The sequence below is a fragment of the Actinokineospora globicatena genome, from assembly GCF_024171945.1.
In the GTDB taxonomy this organism is placed as follows: Bacteria; Actinomycetota; Actinomycetes; order Mycobacteriales; family Pseudonocardiaceae; genus Actinokineospora; species Actinokineospora globicatena.
This window is the reverse complement of sequence record NZ_JAMTCR010000003.1, coordinates 744,546-767,364: the sequence shown is the minus strand read 5'-3', so window position 1 is coordinate 767,364 and position 22,819 is coordinate 744,546. Positions and strand designations below refer to the sequence as shown.

The following is a 22,819-nucleotide window of genomic DNA, read 5'->3' as shown; positions in this document are numbered from 1 at the left end:
GGATGAGGATCGGCGACGCGGCGGCGGCCGCAGGCACAACTCCCCGGGCGCTGCGCCTCTATGAGGAGCGGGGCCTGTTGCCGCCGCCCGAGCGCACCCGAACCGGCCAACGCCGGTACACCCACCGCGACGTCGCCAGGGTTCGCATCATCCGCCAACTCTTAGCCCTAGGTCTCACCATCGACGACGTGCGCTCTAGCGCTGACCGCCTGCACCTCATCGAGGGCGACACCCTGCCCGACTACGGCACCGGCGTCTGCGCCAGCACGAGCCCGGTCATCCGCCAACGACTCGCGGCCATGGACGCCGAGATCGAACGCCTCACCGACCGCCGCGACCGACTCGCCGCCCAGACCGCCAGGGCTACCGGGGGTAGAGCTTGATCACCTTGCCGTCCGGGTTGGCGATCAGGTAGCCGGCGCCGTACTCGTCGGTCAGGTAGAGCTTCAGCGCCGGGGTGCCGTCGATGATGCTGGTGTCGACGATGATGTAGCGCAGGTCGGGCTTCTCGATGCCGAGTTCCTTGTTCGCCCGCTCCCACAGCCCGGGCAGCGCGTCCCAGTTGACCTTGTTGAGGTCGATCACCGCGCGGTCGGCGTCCACCCCGTCGGCGCCGGACTTGGTGGCGACGCCCTTGCGGTACTGGAAGTTGTCGAACCCGTTCTTGACCGCCGTGGTCGGCGCGGTCGCGTTCGCGTAGTCGGGGTAGATGGTCAGGTCGGACACCTTGGAGGTGCCCATCACCTCGCTGAGCGCGGCGACCACCTTCCGCGCGCCCGCCGGGGTGTGCAGGTCGTCCGTCGCCGCGGCGGTGGTCGTCTTCGGGGGCGCCTTGGTGGGGGTGTTGGCGGTCGGCGAGTTCGCGGTCTTCGGGGGGTTGACCGTCGAGGTGGCCGGTCCGTCGACGCCCTGGGTCGTGGTCGGGCCGGACGAGCCCGCGCCCAGGTCGGTCGGGGTCTCGGAGGACGTCAAGACTCGGACGAGGACCAGCGTGAGCACGAGGACCAGGGCCGCACCGACCCACGCCGACACCACGACGCCGGTGCGCTTGCCCGCAGGCACCTTGACCGGGCCGGAGATGGGGTTGGCCTGCTGGTACGCCGGGTAGTGCGGCTGGTGCTGCGGCTGCTGCCAGGACGCGGTGGGCTGCGGTCGGGGACCGGTGTGGTGCTGCTGCGGCTGCACCGGGAACGCGGGTCCGGCCGGGGTGGGCGGTCCAAGTGGGACGTGCGCGCCGTGCTCGGCGGCACCGAGCATCCGGTCGAGCGCGTCGCCGGTGGGGCGGGCGAGCGGGTCCGGGATGAGCACCGCGCTGAGCACCGGCCCGAGCGCGCCCGCGCGACGCGGCGGCGGGACCGGCTCGGTCATCACCGCGGCGAGAGTGGCCATTGTGGTCGCGCGGCGCAGCGGGTGGTAGCCCTCGACCGCCACGTACAGCAGCATCGCCAACGACCAGAAGTCCGACGCGGTCTTCGTCTCGTCGCCCAGCAGCCGCTCCGGGGCGATGTACTCGGGCGACCCGATGACCTCGCCGGTCGCGGTGAGCTGCCCGGAGTCGTGCAGCGCGGCGATGCCGAAGTCGGTGAGCACGGCGCTGCCGTCCGCTCGCAACAGGACGTTGCCCGGCTTCACGTCCCGGTGCAGGATGCCCGCCGCGTGCGCCGCCCGCAGCGCCCGCAGCACGTCACGACCCAGGCGGGCGGCCTCGGCCGGGGAGAGCACACCGGCGTTGAGCCGCGCGTCCAGGGAGGTGCCCTGGACCAGCTCCATCACGATCCACGGGTACGGCGAGTCCTCGGACTCGATGATCTGGTAGATCGACACGACGTTCGGGTGCTGCAACCGGGCCAGCGCCCGCGACTCGCGCAGCACCCGCTCCCGCTGCTGCGCCGCCAACGCCGGGTTGTGCTCGAACAACGCCGCGTCCGCCGGGCGCACCTCCTTGATGGCGACCTCGCGCTGCAGCCCGACATCCCGGGCCCGCCACACGGTCCCCATCCCACCGCTACCCAGCGGCTCCACCAGCTCGAACCGGCCACCCACCACGCGCCCGGTCTGCCCTCGCTCCGACACCGCGCACACGGTAGCAACCAACCCCCCGGCCCAACCCCGGCGACCTCGCACAGCCACACCACCCGCTGCACGGGGTCACCGGCCGGTCACACACCATCAACAAGGCGGGTCGGCAGGCGGCGCCTCGCCCGGCTTCAGCGGGGCGGGCAGGGTCGTGGGGAGGCCGGTTTGCACAGTGGTGAGTTGGCCCTCGGGCCCGATCTCGATCAAGGGGACGATCGACCCGGTCGGACTGTGCTCCTCGTTGACCGGGTCCTCGTACCGGATCCACCCGGACGCCCCGAACATCGTGTTCGCCGAACTCCCCGCCCCGAGACCGCACTTGACCTGGCTCAGGGTGCCCAGCTGCCCGAGCCGGTCCTGCAGGACACCCGCCGTCCCGATGCGGCGGGCGGCGTGGATCGCCAGGCCGACCGCGTCGTGCGCGATCATCGCCTGCCCGGTCGCCAAGGCCCCCTGCGGGAAGTCCAACGGCTTCGGCTTGGTGTCGGGCGCGAGCGTGGCCGGGTCGACGCCGCAGCTGGTGTCCCCGGTGAACGCCGCCTCGAACATCCGGTACTCGGCGAGGATCTCGGCGGCATGCGCGACGGGCGGCTTGGGGACCACGCCACCGCACGACCCCCACTTGTCCGGACTGGCCAGAGCGGTGTACCTGACCTTGACGGTCCCCTTCTTCACGGCCGTGGTCACCCTCGTGTCGGTACTCGCCTTGACCCCGTCATCCCCGGTGATCAGGAACAGCGGTTTCGTCGAGCAGTTCCCCGAGTCCGTCCAGGTCTGGACGAACGCCGCCAGGTCTGCGCCTCGGCCCGCGAAGAAGACCACCTTGGGTGGTGCCGGGCACAACGCGTCCCGCACACCTGCGAGCTGGCCGAGGATCGTGCTGTCCCGGTTCGTGATCGGCACTGTCGGGTCCGAGGATCGGTAGGGCAGGTCTTTGGCCCCTGGCAAGTGGACCAGGGCGGCTTCGTGGAGGGTCTTGACGTAATCGTCTGTGGCCGACTGGTCCCAGACGATCGCCACGTCGCCGAACGACCCCTGGTTCGGGTTGAACTCCGGGAGCTTCTTGATGTACTCCGCGGCGGCCGTGACGAGGCCCCTGTTCGTCGGGGCTATTCGGTAGAAGCCGTCGAGCTGTTTCTCGTCGAACACGTTGTTGTCCATGTTGTCACCGGTGACCGATCCGCCGATGACGGGCAGGTGGTACGTGGTGGTCAGCCGAGTCACCGCGTTTCGGGTCTCCTTGTTGCTCTGGCTGAGCCCGGCAACGGCGGTGATGTGGTGCTCTTCCTTGGCCGCGTTGATCTGGTCCACTGCGGGTTCCCAGTCCAGGTTGCGGCTCCCGGTGTTGGCGAGCAAGAGCTTCACCCTGGGCACGGGGTCCGCGCCCTTGCCGAAGGCGGAGGTGTGGTTCGCGCGCCACACGGCGGTGATCGCGCCCTGGATGCTGCGGGTGACGTCCGCGAAGGACGCGGTGTCGACGTTGGGGACCGGGGTCATGTTGAGCAGCAGCACGATGGTGACGTAGTTGTCGCCGGTGATCGCGTCGTTGTACTCGGCCACCTGGTCGACCAGGTCGGTCAGCTCCTGCGGCTGGTCCGGGCTGAACTTCTCGCCCGCCAGGTTGATGCCCACGCAGGCCTCGTCGTTCTGGCTGCGTTCCATCCCCTCGCCGCAGCTGAGCCAGCTGACGACGACGAACACGCCCGCCGCGACGAGGGCGACGACGAGCACCGCCGCTGTGCCGGTCAGGACCGGATGCCTCCGCCACCAGGGCGCTGTCTCCACTACGGGCACGATGCTCCTCGATCGGTGGTAGGGGCTCAGAACCGGCGGGCCGCGGCTTCCAGCGCGCTGATGTCGGCTCGGCCGGAGTTGCTGATGAGCCTGCCGAAATCACCGCGGACACGGGCGTGCCAGCGGGCCTCGGCGGCGGTGTACGGGTCGCGCAGCAGCCACAGCAGGGCGGTCAGGTTGGACACGGCGACCTCGATCGGTCCGCGCCCGGGTTGGTGCTCGGGGATGAGCCGCCGGTAGGCCTCGTCGATGGGCTCGGGCCGCCTGCGGGGAGCGCTGGTCGCGGCGTCGAGCAGGCGCACCCAGGCCCCGTGGTCGATCTGGTCGAACTGGGTGACCAGGTTCTGGACGACGTCGTCGAACTTGCCGAGCGCGAGGTCGCGGTACAGGTCGTCCCCGACACCGGGCTTCGTCCTCGCCGTGTGCGCGGTGGTGAACAGCTCGTCCCACAGGCCGGACGAGCCGCTCTCCTGGGCCAGACCGGTCATGAGGCAGCGCGCCAACCACGGGTGCAGCGCGGCGGGGTGCGGCTGGGTGGGGTCCTGGCCGATGCCCCACAACAGGGACTGCGGAGCCGAGAAGGTGCTGATCCACAGGTGCCTGCGCAGACCACGCAGAGTTCGCGCCGCGTCCTTGAACACCGCGGGGGAGAGGTCGTCGCCCGCTCGTGCCCGACCGTCGAGGTGCGCGGCGAACGCCACGGCGACCGGGATTTCCGCCCACGGGCGGCTCGGCGGGATCAGGTCGTCCGGCGGAGTTGCTCGCAGAGTCCGCTCCCACAAAGGAGCTTCACCGTCGACAGTGTCGATGAGGACCCGACTGGGGGCGTCTTCCCGCTCGGCGGACAACTCGGCGATCTGGGCGCGCAGGTGGATCTCGGCCAGCGGATGCCCAGCGGCCAACCGGGACACCAGTTCCCGGGCGCCGGTCCCGGTCAGCCCAGGAGACCCGAGCAGGCGGCGGTCGACTGGCGTGTCGAGCCACACCGGGTACCAATAGGGATTCTCGGCGCCTGCCACGTGCGCGAGCCAGCCGTCCCGGCTTGCCTTGGACCACACCGGGATGGTCGGCCTCCCCGCTGCCTGCGTCCCGCTGTACCAGGGCTCGCACCACGCCGCCCAGTCGGAGCTCCACTCGGACGCGGCGGAGACCACGAGCAGCGGGTCACGGCCGGACCTGCTGTCCGGGGCCTCGTCCACCCGCTCCCGCCGGGCGGTGACCAGTCCGGCCAGGAACCGCCGCGCCACATCGGTGTGCGCGTGGTCGAGCAGCAGCACCCACGCGTGGTCGTGCGCAGCCGCTCGGTCGGCGGGGACCAGGCACCCGCAGCGGCCGCGCGCCGCCCGGTGCTGGCGGTCGAAGGCGTCGATGTCGGCCAGCAGTGCCTTGATCACGTGGACCAGGGCCTGGCCCCGGTCGTGCGTGCTCAACCGGATCAACCAGTCGACCGCCGTCGCCGCCTCGGCCTCGGGAACCGCGCTGTGCCAGCGTTTCGCCTTGCGCAGCGAGAGCCCGGCCAGGCCCCGCACGAGGGCGCCGATGACCGGCTTGGCCTGCTGGGTGATCTGGCTGACCTCGTTGCTGATGCCGTTGACGGCAGTGGCCACGTCGGCGACCGAGAACAGCAGGTTCGCCCCGCCCCGGCCTGCTTTCCCGGTCCGGGTCCGGCTGGCGTACTCGGTGATCCGCTGCTGGATCTGCTCCTCGGCGGTGCGGCGGTCGTGGTCGAGCGGCTCGTTGAGCGCGAGCAGGGCCAGGCCTAGTCGGTGGAAGGTCGGCTTGACCCGCAGGTTCGTCCAGTCCCGCATCAGCAGGAACGCCACGGAGGCGACCGCCGCGATCGGGTCGTCGAGCTGCTCGTCGCCGAAGTCCAGTTGCGCGTGCACGACCGTGCCGCCGCACTCCCGCGACACTGCGGTGAGTGCCGTGCTCTTGCCTGCCCCGCGCGGACCGAGCACAACCACAATCGGCTCCGGCGCGACCGAGTCCCGCTCGCGCCACACCACCCGCCGCAAGAACTGCCGCGCGGCCTCAGCCAACCCGGTCGACGTGGTCATCCACCCCTCCAGACCCATCCCGAGGCGGTCCCCGCACCGACCATCCAGTCGTACACGCTACGCCCGCCCGGCTCCCCGCGAGCCCGGAACGCGCACGAGGAACGACAACGGTTTCATCAAGGCGCGCCGCGAAAGGCGTTGGTACATTCGGGTAATCGCACAGGTTTCGTGTCGGTGCCATTCGCGGCACCGACCATCGAATTCGACTCGTTCGCACAACCCGCCGTCGCGCGTCGAGGGTCCCCGGTAGGTTCATCCCATGGCGGAAAGCGCGGGTGTTCAGACCTTCACGGCCAAGGAGGGCTGGCCCGCCCTGCGTGGCCAGTGGGCGGATCGCCTGTCGGAAGCCGATCTCGCGGCGCTGGACGAGGCGACGGCGTTCGCGGTCGAGTGGCACGGTGGCCAGACCCGGCCCGCGGGCGAGCCGTACCTGGAGCACCTGCTCGAAGCGACGCGTGTGCTCGTCGAGGCCATCGGCATCACCGACGTGGACGTCCTGCGCGCCGCCGTGCTGCACGACGTCGTCGAGGACACCGCCTGCACCCTGGACGAGGTCCGCGACCGTTTCGGTGCCCGCGTCGCAACCCTGGTCGACTGGGTCACCAAACCCCCGCGCCCCGAAGGCTGGACCCGCGAACAATCCCGAGTCGCCTACCTCACCCGCCTCCAGGACGCCCCCGCCGACGCCATCCTGATCAAACTCGCCGACCGCCTCAGCAACGTCCAGCGCCTCGACACCCACCCCAAACCCGAGAAACGCGGCTCCTACTACAACGAGACCATCCGCGCGATCCTTCCGTTCGCCACGCGCCACGCCTGGTTCCACGAGTGGTTCGACACCTGGCGCGCAGAGTTCCGCCACCTCGATTCCACAAACACCCTGGCCCCGTAAGCAAGTTCCCCACATGTCCGGCCGATTGTGGCGTTCCCACCGGGGGAGTGGAAAGCGTCGCCCCGGGGGATGGATCATGAACGGTGGACGACGCCGGGGGGATCTTGAGGTGATCTTGGTCCGCGGCCCGGTGTGGGTGCGGTAGTACCGGGGGCGGAGGCCACGGTCCTCCGGCGAGGGTTCACGCGGGAACGGGACGGAGGCGTCGTCCATACCATCGGACCGTCGAGTGCGCCTCGGGCTTGCGGACCTTCGGGAGTGGACGGGTGCGGGACGAAACGGGCCGGTACCGGATCGAGCGCAAGCTCGGCGAGGGCGGCATGGGTGTGGTGTACCTGGCCAGGGACACGCTGCTCAACGACCGGCCGGTCGCGCTGAAGGTGTTGTCGCCCGCGGCGTTGGCCAACCCGGACCTCAGGGAGCGGTTCGTGCGGGAGTGCGAGGTCGCCGCGAACATCGACCACCCCAACGTGCTGCCCGTGCACGACTACTCCGTGGGCGACCACCCCTACATCGCCATGCGCTACGTCGAGGGCGTGAACCTGCACGCGGAGCTCGAGCGGGTCGGGTCGCTGCCCCCGCGGCGGGCGGTGGACATCGTCGAACAGGTGGCCGCCGGGTTGGACGCCGCGCACCGGCGGGAGTTGCGCCACCGCGACGTCAAGCCGTCCAACATCCTGCTCGAGGCCGGGGCGCGGCGGGGCAGCGACCACGCCTGGCTCTTCGACTGGGGGATCGCCCAGACCATCGAGGCGCAGCCGCTGACCAGGGCGGACGTGATCGTCGGGACCGTGCACTACGTCGCCCCCGAACGGTTGCGGGACGGCGCTTCGGACCACCGCGCGGACATCTACGCGCTCGCCGTCGTGCTCTACGAGTGCCTCGCGGGCCGTCGCCCGTTCGTGGGCCGGGACGTCGCCGTCCTGATGGCCCACCTCGGCCAACAACCACCGCCCCTGCCCCCGCACATCGGGCCGGAGCTGCGGGCGGTCGTGTTCAAGGGGTTGGCCAAGGACCCCGACGACCGGTTCCAGTCCGCCGGTGACTTCGCCGCCGCCGCGCACGCCGCGCTGGAGGCCGAGCGCGAGCGCGAGTTCCAGGGCCACGACAGGTCCGACCGGGCGCGCTCGCGGCGGGCGATCACGTGGACGGAGATCGCGGCCGCGCTCGCGGGTCTGCTCGCCGGGGTCGTGCTCGGTCTGGCAGGCGTGATCCCGACGGCCCAACTCGCCTTGGTGCTCCCCGTGTTGGCCGTCGGTGGCGCGCTGATCGCGTTCGGGTCGCGCGGTCTGACCGCGTCGGACGAGCACGACACTCCACCGGACGCACCACCCCGGCCGGACGACGGGACCTGGACGGGAGGGGTCCCGGACCACCGCCCCTAACGTAGGTCCAAGGGCCACACCAGGAGGGAACCAGCCATGGGGAGATCACCGGGGATGCACGTGCTGGACGCCCACACCCCCAGCCTGTCCCACCACGAACCACTGCTCGACGGACGGCCCGCCCCCGCGCGCACGCTGTTCGTGCTCGGCGAGGAAGGCGGCTACGCGGCGGCTCCGCGCCCCGACACCCGCCTCGTCCTCGGCCGCAACACCCCCGACGTGCACGTCTCCATCGGCGCCCGGGACTGGCACGTCAGCAGGGAACACGCCGTGCTGCGCTGCCAGTCGGACGGCAGTTGGGTGCTGCGCAACGGCGGCAGGCTCCCGATCCGCATCCCGGACGCCCCGGCGCTGCTGCGCGAGCACGAGGCCCCGCTGCCCGGCGGCTACACGCCCCTCTACATCCAGGGAACCCGGCTGCACGTGGTCGAACTGCTGATCAGCACCGGCCACCAGGCGGCCGACGAGGCGCGTCCGGACGCCGGGACCCGGGACCTGAGCTGGCCGCTCAACCCGCGCGAGCGGCTCGTGCTCGTCGCCCTGTTCCAGTCGTACCTGCTGCGCGCCGACGAGGCGCACCCGTTGTCCTGGAGGGAGACCAGCCGGTGGCTCAACGAGGTCCCCGGCCAACGGGGGTGGACCGACCGCAAGGCCGAGCACGTGGTGGACACCGTGCGCCGCCGCTTGGTCGCCGGCGGGGTCGGCGGCATCACCGCGGACTCGGCGCACCCCGAGGCCATCAAGCACAACCTGCTGCGGGTGCTGACCGAGTCGGCCACCATCACCCCGCCGGACCTGCGGCTGCTCGACACCGGGATCGGAGAATGAGGCACAGATGAGCACCCACCCCCGTCCACGCCGCCGCGCCGGTCGCGGCCCGCAGGTGGCCGCGCTGGTCATCGGCGTGCTGCTGATCGTCGCCGTGGTGGTCTACGGCCTCAGCAGCACCACCACCGGGGTGTCCGGGGCGAGCGACTGCGTCGACGACGTCGTCCCGGTGCACGCCATCATCGGCTCCGAGAAGCGCGTCTACTTCGAGGACAGCGCCGTACGGGATCGGCTCAGGTGCCTCGGGTTCACAGTGGACACCGAGGACGCCGGTTCGCTGGAGATGGCCAAGCGCGCCAAGGAGCAGAGCGGGAAGGTCGACGTCGCCTTCCCCGGCAGCGACGCCGCCGCCGACAACATCAAGTCCGAGCTGCGCACCGCCGACGACTTCGCGGTGTTCTCCTCGCCCATGGTGATCGTCAGCGACAACGCGACGGTGGCCGCGCTGCGCGCCGACAAGTCGGCCGAGGTGGTGGGCGGTGTGGCCGTCGTCCGGCTCGAGAAGATCATCGACCTGGTGGCGGCGAACAAGACCTGGGCGGACCTGGTCGGTGATGCGAACGGAACCGACCGCACCAGGCTCGTGCTCAGGTCGACCAATCCGGCCGCGTCCAACTCCGGTCTACAACTGTTGGCCCTCGCGGCCGTCGTGGTCAGCGGCGACGCCGGTCAGGTCACCCCGGCCCAGGTGCCCGACATCGCCAAGAAGGTGTGCCCGCTGTTCTGGGAGCAGGGCGGCAAGCAGATCAAGAGCGACGAGCTGTTCCGCGAGTGGGTCGGCCAGAACAGCAGGATCAGGCTCGCCTTCGTCTACGAGGCGCAGTACCTGGCCGAGCGCAACCTCCCGCAGGACAACGCGCGGCTCTACCCGAACCCCGGCATCTCGTCGGTGCACCGCGTCATCGCCTTCACCGACGCGGGCAAGCGCTTCGGCGGCGCGCTGCGCTCCGACAAGGGCCTGGCCGACCTGATGATCAAGCACGGCTTCCGGCCGATGGGCAACCCGGCCCGACCGTCCGGCGCGGTCGACACGGCCGTCACCCAGGTGACCGCGCCCACGTTCGAGGTCCTGCGCGAACTCAACAACCAGATCACGACGTTGCTCGACAAGGGGAACGGGTGTCCGAAGTGAAGCACCGGGCGTTGACCATCGCACTGCTGCTGTCGTTGGCCGCCTGCACGACGCAGCCCACGCAGCCCACGCCGAGCAGGCAGCCCGTCACCGTGACCCCCGGTCCGGCGACCACGCTCAAGGTGCTCGCGGGCAGCGAACTGCAGGGTATGACCGGCGTGCTCGACCGGGCCAGGGCGGCCACCGGCGTGACCGTGGAGCCGACGTTCACCGGCAGCCTGGACGGCGTCCAGCAGGTCGCGGCGGGCGCGGCCTACGACGCGGCGTGGTTCTCCTCCAGCAACTACCTGCGGACCTACCCGGGGACCCGCGACCGGCTGTCCACATCGGAGCAGATCATGACCTCGCCGGTCGTGCTCGGTCTGCGTGCCGCCAAGGCCAAGGAACTCGGCTGGGACTCCCGGCCGGTGAGCTGGCAGGACATCACCGAGGCGGCCAGGCAGAACCGGTTCACCTTCGCGATGACCGACCCCAACAAGTCGAACTCAGGCTTCTCCGCGCTGCTGGCCATCACCTCCGCTGTGGACGGTGCGAAGCGCGCGCTGACCAAGGACGCCATCGCCGGGGTCGCCCCGCAGGTGTCGACGTTCTTCTCCGTGGAACGGCTCACCGCGACGTCCTCGGAGTGGCTGACCGACGCGTTCGTGGCGCGGGACAAGGAGCCCGCGGGGACGAAGGTCGACGGGCTGGTCAACTACGAGGCGTCCCTGCTGGCGCTCAACCGCGACAAGCGGCTGGGTGAGCCGCTCACCCTGGTGTACCCGACAGACGGCGTCGTCATGGGCGACTACCCGTTGACCCTGTTGGACTCCGCGTCGCCGACCGCCAGGGACGCGTACAAGCGCCTGGTTGAGTACCTGCGCCTGCCGCAGGTGCAACAGGAGATCGTCGCCGAGACGCTGCACCGCTCCGTGCTGCCCGACGTGCCGCGCGCCGACGCCATGCCCGCGGACCTGGCGCAGATCCCGTTCCCGGACAGCTGGGCGGTGGTCGAGGCACTGCTGCACGCGTACAACGACCACCTGCGCCGCCCGTCCCGCGTGGTGTACGTGCTGGACGTGTCGGGGTCGATGGGGGAGGACCCGACCCGGATCGCCGGTCTGAAGAAGGCGCTGCACGACCTCACCGGGACCAGCACGACGCTGTCCGGCGAGTTCTGCGGCTTCCACAAGCGGGAAGAGATCGTGTTCCTGCCGTTCAGCTCGCGCCCTGGCAAGCCGGAGACCTTCACCATCGACGAGAGCGACCCGGAGCGGTCCTTGGCGCGGGTGCGGCGCGCGATCGACGCCCTGACGCCGGCGGGGAACACGGCCATCTACGACAGCCTGATGGTCGCGCACGAACTGGCCAAGCCGACCCCCGACCGCTTCACCAGCATCGTCCTGATGACCGACGGGGTGCGCACTGACGGCGCCGAGGTGCCGGACTACCTGAAGTTCGTGGCCGAGCGCGCCAAGGGAACCACGGCCCAGGTGTTCCCCGTCCTGTTCGCCGATTCCGCCGACCAGGAGATGAAGCAGGTCGCTGACGCCACCGGGGGCACGTTCATCGACGGTCGGTCGGGCCTGTCCGAGGCGTTCTGCAAGATCCGCGGCTACCAGTGACGCGCTACAAGATCTGTAGGGCGTGCCCTAGGATCCAGCGATGGCAACCTATAGCGGACCGGATGACCTGAGCGGCACCGAGTTCATCGAGACGAACTTCGCGGGCAGCGTGTTTCGCGAGGTGGATCTGAGCGGTGTCCGGATCCGCGGTGCCCTGCTCAACGGCGCCAGCCTCGACGGGGTGATCGACGGGTTGCGGGTCAACGGCGTCGAGGTCGCACCGCTGGTCGAGGCCGAGCTGGACCGTCTGCACCCGGAGCGCACGCGACTGCGTCCGTCCACACCGGACGGTACGCGGATCGCGTGGGAGACGGTCGAGGCGTTCTGGGCGCCGACGATGGCGCGGGCGGGATCGATGCCGGAGCACGACGTTCACCGGTCGGTGGACGGGGAGTGGTCGTTCGTGCAGACGCTGCGGCACCTGGTGATGGTCACCGACCTGTGGTTCGGCCAGGCGGTGCTGGGGCGGGACCGGCCGTACCATCCGCTCGGGCTGCCCGCGGCGTACATCACCAACGGCGCGGACCTCGGCATGGACCTGGCTGCCGAGCCGAGCCTCGCCGAGGTGGCGGCGGTCCGGGCCGCCCGTGTGGCCGAGGTGCGGGAGTTTCTCGCCACCGCCACCCAGGAGGACCTGGACCGGGTCCGTGAGCCGGAGGTGCCGTCCGGCTGGCCCTCGCCTGCCCCTCGTGCCGCCTCCGCGTGCCTGCGGGTCATCCTCAACGAGGAGTGGGCACACCACAGCTTCGCCGTCCGCGACCTCGACACGATGGGAGACCCGAAGAGCGTGATCTGACGTCGGCTGCAGATCTTGAATGGCTGGGGATCCGGGCGGATCTCGATCGCCGGTCTGGTGTGCGTCAAGCCCGGGCAGCGATCCCGGCGCATCCACCGCATGACCGTCCACCATGGATGGAAACGCGAACGGCCGCCCACCGGCAACTCGGCGGTCCGGTCGTGCTGAACTGGGACAACCTCGATACGCATATCAGCGTTGCGATGCGGCAACTGATCGCCGCTCGGGACTGGCTACGTCAACAGGGGTGGAGCCTGCTGGGCCGCGGCGCTCGAGGAGGACGGTGTCGCGCCAGGTGCCGTGGTGTTGGGCGATGCGTTCGCGGACCCCTACAGTGCGGAAGCCCGCTGAGTGGTGCAGGGCGATGCTGGCGCGGTTCTCCGGGAAGATCGACGTCTGCAGTGTCCACAGGCGACTCGCATCCGCCGCGGTGACCTGCTTGTGCAGTAGGGCTTTGCCGACGCCGCGGCCCCGGTGGCCGTCGCCCACGTAGACCGAGGTCTCGGCGACGCCCGCGTAGCAGTCGCGGGTGGACGTTGGGGTGGCTGACGCCCAGCCGACGACCTCGCCGTCGATCTCGGCGACCCAGCGGTGGTCGTGCAGCCACTTGGCGTCGAGGGAGCGGCGGCTGGGGGTCTCGGTCTCGAAGGTGGCGTTGCCGGTGGCGATGCCCTCGGTGTAGATCCGGCGGACGTCGGACCAGTCGTCGTCGGTCATGGCGCGCACGGTGACATCGACGGGCAGGTCGCTGGGGCAGCAGGGACGGGTGACGACGGTGCCCATCACCGCGTCGGCGGCGTGGGGCAGGCCCGTGCAGCACGCGGCGTTGACCGACACCAGCGTGGCGGTGCCCTCCTTGCGCAGACGGACGAATCCGACGTCGGCAAGCTTGCGCAGGTGGTGCGAGCAGGTCGGCTGGGTGACCCCGATGACCTCGGCCAAGGCGCCGACGGCGATCTCCCCTGGCGCGGTGGCCACGGCGTGCAGCAGCCGCACCCGCGTCGGGTCGGCCAAGCACGCGAACCACGCGGCGTAGGCCTCGGCGTCCTGGTCCAGCAGTCCGGTTGACGTCACCAACGCAGTGTATAGATCCCCGTCGATGGTTGCATCAATAGAAGCTGGTCGATACAGTCCAGCCTTGTTGATAGACGACTCTCGATGAAATGAGGTCCGCGATGGACGGGTTGCCGGTGGTCGTGGTCGGTGCGGGTCCGATCGGGTTGGCCGCTGCCGCGCACTTGGTGGAGCGCGGGGTGCCGACGGTGGTGCTGGAGGCGGGGGAGTCCGCGGGGTCGGCGGTGGCGCAGTGGAACCACGTGCGGTTGTTCTCGCCCTGGTCGGAGCTGGTGGACTCGGCGGCCCGTCGGCTCTTGGAGGCTGATGGCTGGGTCGCCCCCGAGGCCGACCTGTACCCGACGGGAGCGGAGTGGGCGGCGGAGTACTTGCGGCCGCTGGCTTCGGCGCTCGGCTCGACGGTCCGCTTCGGCTCTCGGGTGGTCGGTGTGGCCAGGCGCGGACGGGACCGGCTGGTGGACTCGGGGCGCGACACCGAGCCGTTGACCGTGCACGTGCGTACCACCGCGGGTGAGGAGCGGATCACTGCCCGCGCGGTCATCGACGCGTCTGGCACCTGGGGGACGCCGAATCCCCTTGGTAGCGAAGGACTTCCGGCGATCGGTGAACGTGAGGTTGGCGACCGGATCGTCTACCGCGTGCCGGACTTGGCGGTAGAGGGTGAACGGTATGCGGGCAAGCGCGTCGCTGTCGCGGGTAGCGGCCACTCGGCGTTGACCGCACTGTCCGGCTTGGTCGATCGGGGCGCGCACGTCACTTGGCTACTCCGACGCGGCGCTGCGGCTTTCGGCGGCGGTGAGGCCGACCAGCTTCCGGCGCGGGGCGCTCTCGGGCTGCGGGCGCAGGAGGCGGTCCGGGCTGGGCGGGTGGAGGTGGTCACCGGGTTCCGCACGGAGTCGGTCGAGCGCGCGGGGGAGCGGGTGGTGCTGGTCGCCCAGGACGGTCGGCGGCTGGACGCGGTGGACGAGGTGGTGGTGCTGACCGGTTTCCGCCCGGACCTCACCTGGCTGTCCGAACTCCGCCTGGACCTGGACCCCGTCCTGCAGGCGCCCACGCGCCTCGCCCCCCTGATCGACCCCAACACCCACTCCTGCGGCACCGTCTACCCCCACGGCGCCGCCGAACTGAGCCACCCAGAACCGAACGTCTACCTGGTCGGCATGAAGTCCTACGGCCGCGCCCCCACCTTCCTGGCCCTGACCGGCTACGAGCAAACCCGCAGCATCGCCGCCCACCTGGCAGGCGACCACACCGCCGCCGCCCAAATAGCCCTAACCCTCCCCACCTCCGGCACCTGCGGCGGCTCAGGCCTGTTCGACGACCCCACAACCCCCCAACCCGCCGGCTGCTGCACCCCCACGACCACCCTCTAGGCCCTGACCTGCGGATCCTTCCCCGCCCCACCCTCAAAGTTCCCTCTTCTGGGCGACAAAAGTTATCCACATGTGGATCTCTGCGGGGCCTGTTTCAAGATCGCCCGTGGGTGGGTCCCGGTAGACTGGCCCAGGGACGCCCCCCGGAGAGGGTGGGGGCCGGGCCCAGGCTTGGGGAGGGCCCCCGGTGACGTCAAGGCGCTTCGCCCGAAGGTGTGACGGGCAGGGTTTGGTGGGGGCGCGGTGGGCCGATGGGTGGCGGTTGACCTGCCTGGGTTGCCGAGTGGCGCGCCAAGGCCACAGTGATCCTTTCCGCAACCCCTGGAACACTGCCGCAGGTGCTCTCATCGCCGCGAAGCCGGGGTGCTCGTCACCGGCCTCGGCGGGTCCGTCGGTCGGCAACGACCGTTGCTGCGCCCCAGAAAGCCGCTGGCGAGCTTGTTGGGGCTGCTGCACGTCAACCGGTACGCCCGCATGAGTCCTTGATCGCGTGGCCCAGCAAGGGAGCCGCGAGAATGGCAGAGACTCGAGTCGTGAAGTGGGTCGATCCGGCCGACCTCGACGGGCCTTGGATCCACCCCTCGACCACGCCTTGGATCCGAGCCGCGCCAGCCCTTACCTGAGCTGAGGACCGTCGATGAGGTCGGCAATCAGGGCCTCGACCAGGGCTTTGATCTCGTCGCGGATGGTGCGGACGCTGGCGACGTCCTGGCCCGCGGGATCGGGGAGTTGCCAGTCTAGGTACCGCTTGCCCGGGAAGACCGGGCAGGCGTCGCCGCAGCCCATGGTGATGCAGATGTCGGTGGTTGCGACGGCGTCGTAGGTCAGCAGTACCGGGGTGTTGGCGGAGATGTCGATGCCAACCTCGCGCATCGCGGCGACCACCGCGGGGTTCACCGTGTCGGCCGGGGCGGAACCGGCGGAGCGGACCTCGATGCGGTCGCCTGCCAGGTGTGACAGCCACGCGGCGGCCATCTGGGAGCGGCCCGCGTTGTGCACGCAGACGAACAGCACCGAAGGGCGAGCGCTCATGGATTACTCCGATGTGGATAGAGGAAGCTCAACAACGGCAACGCAATGACAGCCGCCACGACTTGGGCGAGAACGAAGCTTGGGACCGACGAGGGCGCGATCCCGGCGAAGCTGTCACTGAAAGCGCGTCCAACGGTGATCGCAGGGTTGGCGAAGCTCGTGGAACTCGTGAACCAGTACGCGGCAGCGATGTAGGCGCCCACCGCCGCAGCGGCCTTCTCCGCGCGGCCGGTCCGACTCAAGGAGAAAATCACCAGCAGCAACCCGAGAGTCGCGACAACCTCGGAGATCCCATGGGCCCACGTGGCACGAGACGTCGTGGCAATGCTGACAGGCGCGGCATCGAACAAGACATTGGCCACGACCGCCCCCGACACGCAGCCAACGACCTGCACCGGCACATACACCAAGAAGTGCCGCCAGGAAAGGCCACCCAACACCGCATCCACAAAGGACACCACGGGGTTGAAGTGCGCACCACTGACCGGCCCGAACACCAGGATCAGCGCGTAGAGCCCAACCCCGGTCGCCCCGGCGTTCTCCAGCAACTGCAAGCCGGTATCGGTAGGCGAAAGCCGTTGAGCCGCGATGCCGGAGCCGATCACCAGCGCCGCCAACAGCAAGCTGCCCAGGAACTCCGCGACCACCGCCCGCGGCAGCGACCGCGTCATCCCGGAATCCGCACGGCAGGCGCCAGCCGTTCGACACGGTCAGCAAGGTCCCGATAAGCCAGGTCAAACGCGTCAAGGGTATCGACGGCAGCAGGGTCGGAAACAGACCAATGCAACCGATCCGCAGGCGGAAGTTCCTCGTGAGCGTTGTCGCACACCGCAACCACCAGGTCGTCAGGTCGCGCGACGTCGTCAATGTGGTGGGTGCGGGCGCGGGTCAGTGACAGTCCGTGCGCCTCGGCCGTGGCCACCGCCAACGGGTGCACCGCCGCTGCGGGCCGGGTCCCTGCCGACGCCGACGGCACGCCGCTGCGCTTGGTCCACAACGCCGCCGCGAGTTGCGATCGCGCCGAGTTCCGGGAGCACACGAACACCACCCGGTTCGCCAGTCGCGCCTCCGACGGCACCAGCCCGGTCAACGCCGCGACCCGCAGCCGCAGGTACGTCCGCCGCGCGTCACCCTCCGACCTGGACCGCTCGACCAGCCCCGCCTGACCCAGCAGCTTCACGTGGTGGCTCAACAGGTTGCTCGGCATCCCCAACTCCCGCCCCAGCTCACCCGGCGAGGCGTCACCCAGCACCAACCGGTCCACGATCGCCAACCGCGCGGGCTCGCCCAGCGCCGCGTGCACCCGAGCCCGCGACACCAGGTCGGCAGGCCACTCAGCTTCCATTGAGTCAGTATCTATTGAGGTAACTCGGTGAGTCAAGCGGCTCGCCCAGGTGGAGCTCGTCGGTTCCGCCCCGGGGCCGCGTTCCGGTGTGGAACGATCACGGAATGTCGGACCGACCCAAGTGGCTGCGCTTCGCCGCCCTGATCGCGGCCATCGCCGTGGTGGTGACGGTGGGTGTCGCGGTGTGGTGGGAGCAGGTGCCCACCGAGGACGAACTCAAGGAGGCCGCGGGGCTGCGCGGCCGGGCCGAGCTGCTGGTCGGCATCAAGACCGACATGCCGGGCATCGGCTACCGCGACGAGTCGGGGGAGATCACCGGCTTCGACGTCGAGATGGCCTACCTGATCGGCGCCGACCTGGGGTTCGAGCCGCGCAAGGTGCGGCTGGTGGAGATCGAGAACGAGGACCGCTCCAAGATGCGCGGCGTCAACGGCGAGCGCGTCGACCTGGTCATCGCCACCTACAGCGCCACCCCCGAGCGCGCGGCGGTCGCGGGCGTCACCTTCTCCCAGCCCTACCTGGAGACCGAGCAGTCCGTCGCCACCCGGGTGGGTCACCGCCCGGTGCTCGACCTGACCGAGCTCAAGGGCGAGCGGGTCTGCACGCTGACCACGTCCACCTCGGTGTCGGCTGCCGAACGGGCGGGCGCGCAGATCGTCTACCGGCAGACCATTGCCGCCTGCGTCGAGGCGATGCGCGCGAACGAGGCAGACGCGGTCACCACCGACGCCGCGATCCTGGCCGGGTTCGTGCAGAAGTACCCGACCGAGCTGCTGCACCACGACATCGCCCTGGAAGCCAAGGAGATGTGGGCGGTCAACACCGGCGGCAACGACGCGCTGCGCAAGCTGGTCGACCTGTCGCTCTACCGCTCCGCCAACGACCCCGAGGACAAGCGCTGGGAGGACGCGTTCGCGAAGCACCTGCTGCCGATGGCCAAGCACAGCCTGCCGCAGCTGATCCCGCCGGACCGGCAGCCCGACGTGACAGAGGTGGAGGTGCGCCGATGGCCGTGGGAAAGGCTGGCGGGTCTGATGACGCCCCCGGGTTCCAGTGGACCCTGACGCTGCTGCCCGCCTTCCCGATCGTCCTGCTCGTCCTGCGGCTCTGGCAGCTCAGCGGTCAGGACCTCAACACCATGCTGCTGCTGGTCCAGCACGTGCACGCGCTGGAGCTGGCCAGCTCGCTGGTGATCAGCCTGCTGGAGGTCCCGCCCGCCATCCTGCTCACCGCGCACCTGCTCGGCCTGATGTCGCTGGTCAGCGGCGACCGGGGCCGCACGTCCCGGCTGGAGCGGGCGGCTGAGCGGACCCCGAACTGGCTGGTCGCGGCCTCGGTGCTGTGGTCGCTGCTGGTCTGGGAGCTGCGGTTCGTGCCCACGTTGTTGCTGTTGGGGTGCGCTATCGCCGGTCTGACGGTCCGCAAGCGCGGCCGGGCCGACCTGGTGTTCCCGGTGTGCGTTGTACTCCCGGTGGCCGTGGGCGTGCTCGAGTACCTGTGGTTCTTCCCGGCCATCCTCGACGCCATCGGCACGGGTGACGTCGCGTCCGCCTTGCTGCTGATCGCGCCGCCGCTGCTCGCCCCGTTCCTCACCGGCCCTCTGCCTGAACGCGTCGCCTGGGCGGGCACGCATGGTGTAGCCACCCTGGGCGCCCTGGTCACCCCGTTCGCCCTGCTGGCCATGTTCCTCAACGTCCCGGTCCTCCCCTCCGTAGCCCTCGTCCTCGGCGACGCCGACCGGAAACCGACCGAGGTAGCCCTGGGCAACGTCGTCACCGTCGACGACACCATGACCACCCTCCTCGACAGCCACCGCGACGTCCGCTTCGTCCCCAACGACCGCCTCCTCGACAAAGTCCTCTGCCCCGGCCCCGCCCAGATCCCCCACACCCTCACAACCGCCCACGGCTGGCTCCTCGAAGACGCCGCCCTCGACTGGCTCCTCCCCGCCAAATCCCCCCAAGGCACCACCGACCCCCGCTGCGACGGCCGCATCCCCTGACCGGGCATTTCTGGCCTGGGCAGGTCAGTGGTCGTACACGCTGAGTTCGCCGTAGGTTGAGAGAGTGCCTGCCAGGTCACCGGATCCGTTGCGCAGGACGGTGTCCAGGAACGCGAGACTGGTGGTGGCGACGACGTGCGGTCCCTCACTGCGGCCCAGTGAGCCGACGATTGAGGGGACCGGGGGCAGGAACAGCGGGCCGTCCATGAAGGTGAGGTGGGCGGTGTCGGGGATGGTGAGGCGGTAGTTGGTTGCTGTGCCGTGGGTGAGCACGTCGGTGAGTTGGGGTAGGTAGCGCGGGTCGGTGTCCGGGGTGATGGCCTGGGTGAGTGCGAGCGTCGGCTGGGTGAGGGTGGGGGACAGGGGGCCGCGGGGGTAGCCGTCCAGGTCGATGACGGCGTCGACGCGGCGGTCCTGCCTGGCGGCCTGCAGTGCGGCGGCGCCGCCCATGGAGTGGCCGGTCGCGGCGACGCGGGTGGTGTCCAGGCGTCCGGCCAAGGGGTCGGGGCCCTGGTCGAGAGCCTCCAGCCGGGTCAGCACGAAGCCGAGGTCGGCGGCCCGGATCGCCGTCCAGTCCTCGGCCAGTCGGTCGTCCTCGTCCCGGTCGCCGGTGGAGACGGTCGCGCTGGTGATCGTGCGGCCGTCGTCGAGGACCACCGCGGCGGAGTCGTACGGGTGGTCGAGCGCGGCGACGACGTAGCCGTGGCTGGCGAGGTCCTCCGCCCACGCGGTGTTCTGGGTGCGCACTCCGCTGGACCCCGGCGAGAACAGCACCACCGGGAACCGCCCGTCGGCCACCGGGGCGTCGGCAACCGAGTGGGTCCGGGCGCGCGGAACACCGTCGAACAGGAAGCCCGGCAGGCCGACTCCGCTGGCGAGTGCTTCGGAGACGGTGCGCGCCTCGTCCTCGGTCCGTCCGAGGTACTGGGCACGCGGCACGTCGGCCGGGCTGTTCTGAGCGGGGTACCAGAGCTGGACCACGACCGTGCGCCGGTCCTGCGGGTCAGGGGTGAAGGTCTCGGGGCGGTCCTGGTCGGTCCACTGCAGCACGCGGGTGCCGACCGCATACCTGCCGGAGGGTTCCGGGAGGACGGGAATGGGGAACGCCCAAGCCGCCAGCGGGCCCGTGATGATCAGGCAGGCGCAGGCCACCGTACCCGGCAACGCCAGCCACCAGCGGACCCGTCGAGCATGGCCTCGCACCAGCGGAGAGACTGCGAACGGCGCCGCGACGATCGCCCCCGCCAGCACCGGCAGCAGCTGCCAGCGGAGCCCCGTCACGCAGAGCACCACCACGGACAGCAAGAACACCGCCCCGGCCGCGATGGTGACGCGCGGGCGGGCGTCGGCAGGCAGCCAACGCGCCACAACCAGCGCGAGGGCACTCAGCAAAGTCAGGATTTCCAGCGGGGACAGGTTCAGTCCCGTGATGATGTCAGTCACCAGGCAATATTCGGTTCCGGCCCCGCGCGCCCACATCGCTCCCCAGACGCGACCTCGTGCCGCCTCCAGTGGCAATCGCGCACCCCGGATCAGCGGCCGGACTACGACCGCAGGAGGTATCGGGACTCCTCCCGTGGTCGTAATCCGGCCCGCCGCAGTCAGACGCCAGGCTCATGTGCGCGGCGCGACCGTCGACCTACCATCGCCCTGTGATGACCGAGCGGCGCTGGGCGTCCCGGCTGCCGCAGGCGGTGTGGGACTCGCTGCTGCCTGCGCTTCTCCTGCTGAACGTCCTGACCATGTGGACACCCGCCGAGTTGCCGTTGGCCGCCGCACTCACCGTCGCACTCGCGCTCCCGTTGGTCTGGCGGCGCCGGGCCCCGCTCGCGGTGTTCGGCGCGGTGGCGACCGCTGCCTTCGTCCAGTTGCTGGTGGACATCCAGTTGCCAGCGGCCATCGCACTGCTGGTCGCTCTGTACACAGTGGCCGCGACCTCGAGCAGGCGCGTCACGCTCGTCGCCGTCACCGTCGTGGAGATCGGGGCCGCCTTCGCCTGCCTGCGCTGGGCGACGGATGGCGCGTTCCTGACCCCGTTCGCCGCGCTCACCGCCGTGGTCGTCGCCGCGGCCGTCCTCGGTGTGAACGCCCGAACCACCCGCGCCTACCTGGAAGCCGTGCGGGACCGGGCCGTTGCCGAGGAGAGAGCCAGGATCACCCGGGAGATGCACGACATCGTCACCCACAACCTGTCCGTCATGGTCGCGCTCACCGACGCCGCCGTCCACGCGCAACACCGGTCGCCGGACAAGGCCACCACCGCGATGCTCCAGGTCTCCGAGACCGGCAGGCAGGCACTGACCGACATGCGGCGCTCACTCGGCGTCCTGCGCACCGACGAACCGGACGCGGCGCGCCACCCGTTGCCCGGCATCGCGCAACTGGAGACCCTCGCGGGCCAGATGTGCGCCGCCGGACTCCCGACCAGCCTCGACATCGACGGCGGCCACGCGCACATACCCGCGACCGCGCAACTGACCGTCTACCGCCTGGTGCAGGAAGCGTTGACCAACACCCTCAAGCACACACCGACCGGCACGCAGGCGAAGGTCCGGATCGAGTGCGGTGCCGAGACCGTGACAGTCGACGTCACGGACACGGGCCCGGCTTCCCTCGCGACCCCTGCTGGCCACGGCATCACCGGCATGCGCGAGCGTTCGGCGGGCTATGGGGGGACGGTGCTTGCCGGACCGCTTCCCGGTGGCGGCTGGGGCGTGCACACCCGCCTCGTGCTCGGCGGCGATCTAGCGGTGTCCGCATGACGATCCGCGTCCTGATCGCCGACGACGAGGCACTGCTGCGCATGGCGTTCAGCATGATCTTGGAGGCCGAACCGGACCTGGTGCCGGTCGGCGAGGCAGTGGACGGCGCCACCGCCATCCGCCTGGCCGCCGACCTGCGCCCCGACGTCGTCCTCATGGACGTCCGCATGCCGGGAACCGACGGGATCGAGGCGACCCGGGAGATCACCCGGACCTGTCCGCAGACCAAGGTGCTGATCCTCACCACCTTCGACCTGGACGAGTACGCCTTCGCCGGGCTCAAGGCCGGGGCCTCGGGCTTCCTGCTGAAGAACACCCGCCCCCAGGAACTCCTCACCGCGATCCGCACCGTGGCCGCGGGCAACTCGGTGGTCTCCCCGCGCATCACCCACCGCCTACTGGAGAAGTTCCGACCCCACATCCCCGACCCCACCACCACCGCCCGCGACGCGCGCCTGAACCGACTCAGCACCCGCGAACGCGAGGTGCTCATCCAGGTCGCCTCCGGCCTATCCAACGCCGAGATCGCCACCACCCTGAACCTCGCCGAAGCAACCGTGAAATCCCACCTGGGCCGCATCCTCCCCAAACTAGAACTCCGCGACCGCATCCAGGCCGTCATCTTCGCCTACGAAACCGGCCTCATCCACCCGGCTTGACGTTCACG

General features: G+C 70.4%; 20 protein-coding genes. 12 read left to right on the top strand and 8 right to left on the bottom strand.

Features of this window, described 5'->3' with window-relative positions:
* The first annotated feature begins 2 nt into the window (after positions 1-2).
* Complete coding sequence (locus LV79_RS16815) at positions 3-383, top strand: MerR family transcriptional regulator (protein WP_253837756.1); 381 nt, start codon at positions 3-5, stop codon at positions 381-383.
* On the opposite strand, the gene LV79_RS16810 is transcribed toward LV79_RS16815, so the two are convergent.
* The 3 genes from LV79_RS16810 to LV79_RS16800 form a co-directional block, all read right to left on the bottom strand.
* Positions 364-2,073, bottom strand: coding sequence for a serine/threonine-protein kinase (locus LV79_RS16810; RefSeq protein WP_253837754.1), 1,710 nt, complete (start codon positions 2,071-2,073; stop codon positions 364-366). The genes LV79_RS16815 and LV79_RS16810 overlap by 20 nt on opposite strands.
* Positions 2,074-2,169: 96 nt before the next feature.
* Positions 2,170-3,870: an ABC transporter substrate-binding protein gene (locus LV79_RS16805; RefSeq protein ID WP_253837752.1), complete on the bottom strand. Its 1,701-nt coding sequence runs from the start codon at positions 3,868-3,870 to the stop codon at positions 2,170-2,172.
* Positions 3,871-3,896: 26 nt separating this feature from the next.
* Positions 3,897-5,927 carry a hypothetical protein gene (locus tag LV79_RS16800; protein ID WP_253837744.1) on the bottom strand — a complete coding sequence of 677 codons (2,031 nt, stop codon included), beginning with the start codon at positions 5,925-5,927 and terminating at the stop codon, positions 3,897-3,899.
* 259 nt (positions 5,928-6,186) lie between these two features.
* On the opposite strand from LV79_RS16800, the gene LV79_RS16795 reads away from it, so the two are divergent.
* From LV79_RS16795 to LV79_RS16770, 6 genes are all read left to right on the top strand, one after another.
* Positions 6,187-6,819 carry an HD domain-containing protein gene (locus tag LV79_RS16795; RefSeq protein WP_253837742.1) on the top strand — a complete coding sequence of 211 codons (633 nt, stop codon included), beginning with the start codon at positions 6,187-6,189 and terminating at the stop codon, positions 6,817-6,819.
* 266 nt (positions 6,820-7,085) lie between these two features.
* A complete protein-coding gene (locus LV79_RS16790) occupies positions 7,086-8,204 on the top strand; it encodes a serine/threonine-protein kinase (protein WP_253837740.1) in 1,119 nt (372 codons plus the stop codon).
* Between the two features lie 36 nt (positions 8,205-8,240).
* Complete coding sequence (locus LV79_RS16785) at positions 8,241-9,032, top strand: FHA domain-containing protein (protein WP_253837738.1); 792 nt, start codon at positions 8,241-8,243, stop codon at positions 9,030-9,032.
* Between the two features lie 7 nt (positions 9,033-9,039).
* Entirely contained in the window at positions 9,040-10,164 is a 1,125-nt protein-coding gene (locus LV79_RS16780; RefSeq protein ID WP_253837729.1) for a hypothetical protein, read from the top strand.
* Entirely contained in the window at positions 10,152-11,768 is a 1,617-nt protein-coding gene (locus LV79_RS16775; RefSeq protein ID WP_253837727.1) for a substrate-binding domain-containing protein, read from the top strand. The genes LV79_RS16780 and LV79_RS16775 overlap by 13 nt, the downstream gene beginning before the upstream one ends.
* Positions 11,769-11,808: 40 nt before the next feature.
* Entirely contained in the window at positions 11,809-12,564 is a 756-nt protein-coding gene (locus tag LV79_RS16770; protein WP_253837725.1) for a DinB family protein, read from the top strand.
* A 192-nt stretch (positions 12,565-12,756) separates the two neighbouring features.
* On the opposite strand, the gene LV79_RS16765 is transcribed toward LV79_RS16770, so the two are convergent.
* Entirely contained in the window at positions 12,757-13,638 is an 882-nt protein-coding gene (locus LV79_RS16765) for a helix-turn-helix domain-containing GNAT family N-acetyltransferase (protein ID WP_253837723.1), read from the bottom strand.
* 101 nt (positions 13,639-13,739) lie between these two features.
* Between LV79_RS16765 and LV79_RS16760 the strand changes: the two genes are divergently transcribed.
* Positions 13,740-15,011 (top strand): FAD-dependent oxidoreductase, encoded by a 1,272-nt coding sequence (locus LV79_RS16760; RefSeq protein ID WP_253838541.1) that lies wholly within the window; start codon positions 13,740-13,742, stop codon positions 15,009-15,011.
* 615 nt (positions 15,012-15,626) lie between these two features.
* On the opposite strand, the gene LV79_RS16755 is transcribed toward LV79_RS16760, so the two are convergent.
* The 3 genes from LV79_RS16755 to LV79_RS16745 are packed head-to-tail and all read right to left on the bottom strand — an operon-like array spanning position 15,627 to position 17,388.
* Entirely contained in the window at positions 15,627-16,043 is a 417-nt protein-coding gene (locus LV79_RS16755; protein WP_253837715.1) for an arsenate reductase ArsC, read from the bottom strand.
* The gene (locus LV79_RS16750; RefSeq protein ID WP_253837713.1) at positions 16,040-16,714 is read right to left on the bottom strand and encodes an aquaporin; all 675 of its coding nucleotides are present in this window, start codon (positions 16,712-16,714) and stop codon (positions 16,040-16,042) included. Before LV79_RS16750 ends, LV79_RS16755 begins: the two co-directional genes overlap by 4 nt.
* Positions 16,711-17,388, bottom strand: a complete 678-nt coding sequence (locus LV79_RS16745) for an arsenate reductase/protein-tyrosine-phosphatase family protein (protein ID WP_253837711.1) — start codon at positions 17,386-17,388, stop codon at positions 16,711-16,713. Before LV79_RS16745 ends, LV79_RS16750 begins: the two co-directional genes overlap by 4 nt.
* 104 nt (positions 17,389-17,492) lie before the next feature.
* Between LV79_RS16745 and LV79_RS16740 the strand changes: the two genes are divergently transcribed.
* Together LV79_RS16740 and LV79_RS16735 are read left to right on the top strand one after the other, a co-directional pair.
* A complete protein-coding gene (locus tag LV79_RS16740; protein WP_253837709.1) occupies positions 17,493-18,452 on the top strand; it encodes a transporter substrate-binding domain-containing protein in 960 nt (319 codons plus the stop codon).
* Positions 18,395-19,390: a hypothetical protein gene (locus LV79_RS16735; protein WP_253837707.1), complete on the top strand. Its 996-nt coding sequence runs from the start codon at positions 18,395-18,397 to the stop codon at positions 19,388-19,390. The genes LV79_RS16740 and LV79_RS16735 overlap by 58 nt, the downstream gene beginning before the upstream one ends.
* 24 nt (positions 19,391-19,414) lie before the next feature.
* On the opposite strand, the gene LV79_RS16730 is transcribed toward LV79_RS16735, so the two are convergent.
* Positions 19,415-20,833, bottom strand: coding sequence for an alpha/beta hydrolase family protein (locus LV79_RS16730; RefSeq protein ID WP_253837705.1), 1,419 nt, complete (start codon positions 20,831-20,833; stop codon positions 19,415-19,417).
* Positions 20,834-21,045: 212 nt separating this feature from the next.
* On the opposite strand from LV79_RS16730, the gene LV79_RS16725 reads away from it, so the two are divergent.
* Positions 21,046-22,152 (top strand): sensor histidine kinase, encoded by a 1,107-nt coding sequence (locus LV79_RS16725; RefSeq protein WP_253837703.1) that lies wholly within the window; start codon positions 21,046-21,048, stop codon positions 22,150-22,152.
* Entirely contained in the window at positions 22,149-22,811 is a 663-nt protein-coding gene (locus LV79_RS16720; RefSeq protein ID WP_253837701.1) for a response regulator transcription factor, read from the top strand. Before LV79_RS16725 ends, LV79_RS16720 begins: the two co-directional genes overlap by 4 nt.
* Positions 22,812-22,819 lie beyond the last annotated feature (8 nt).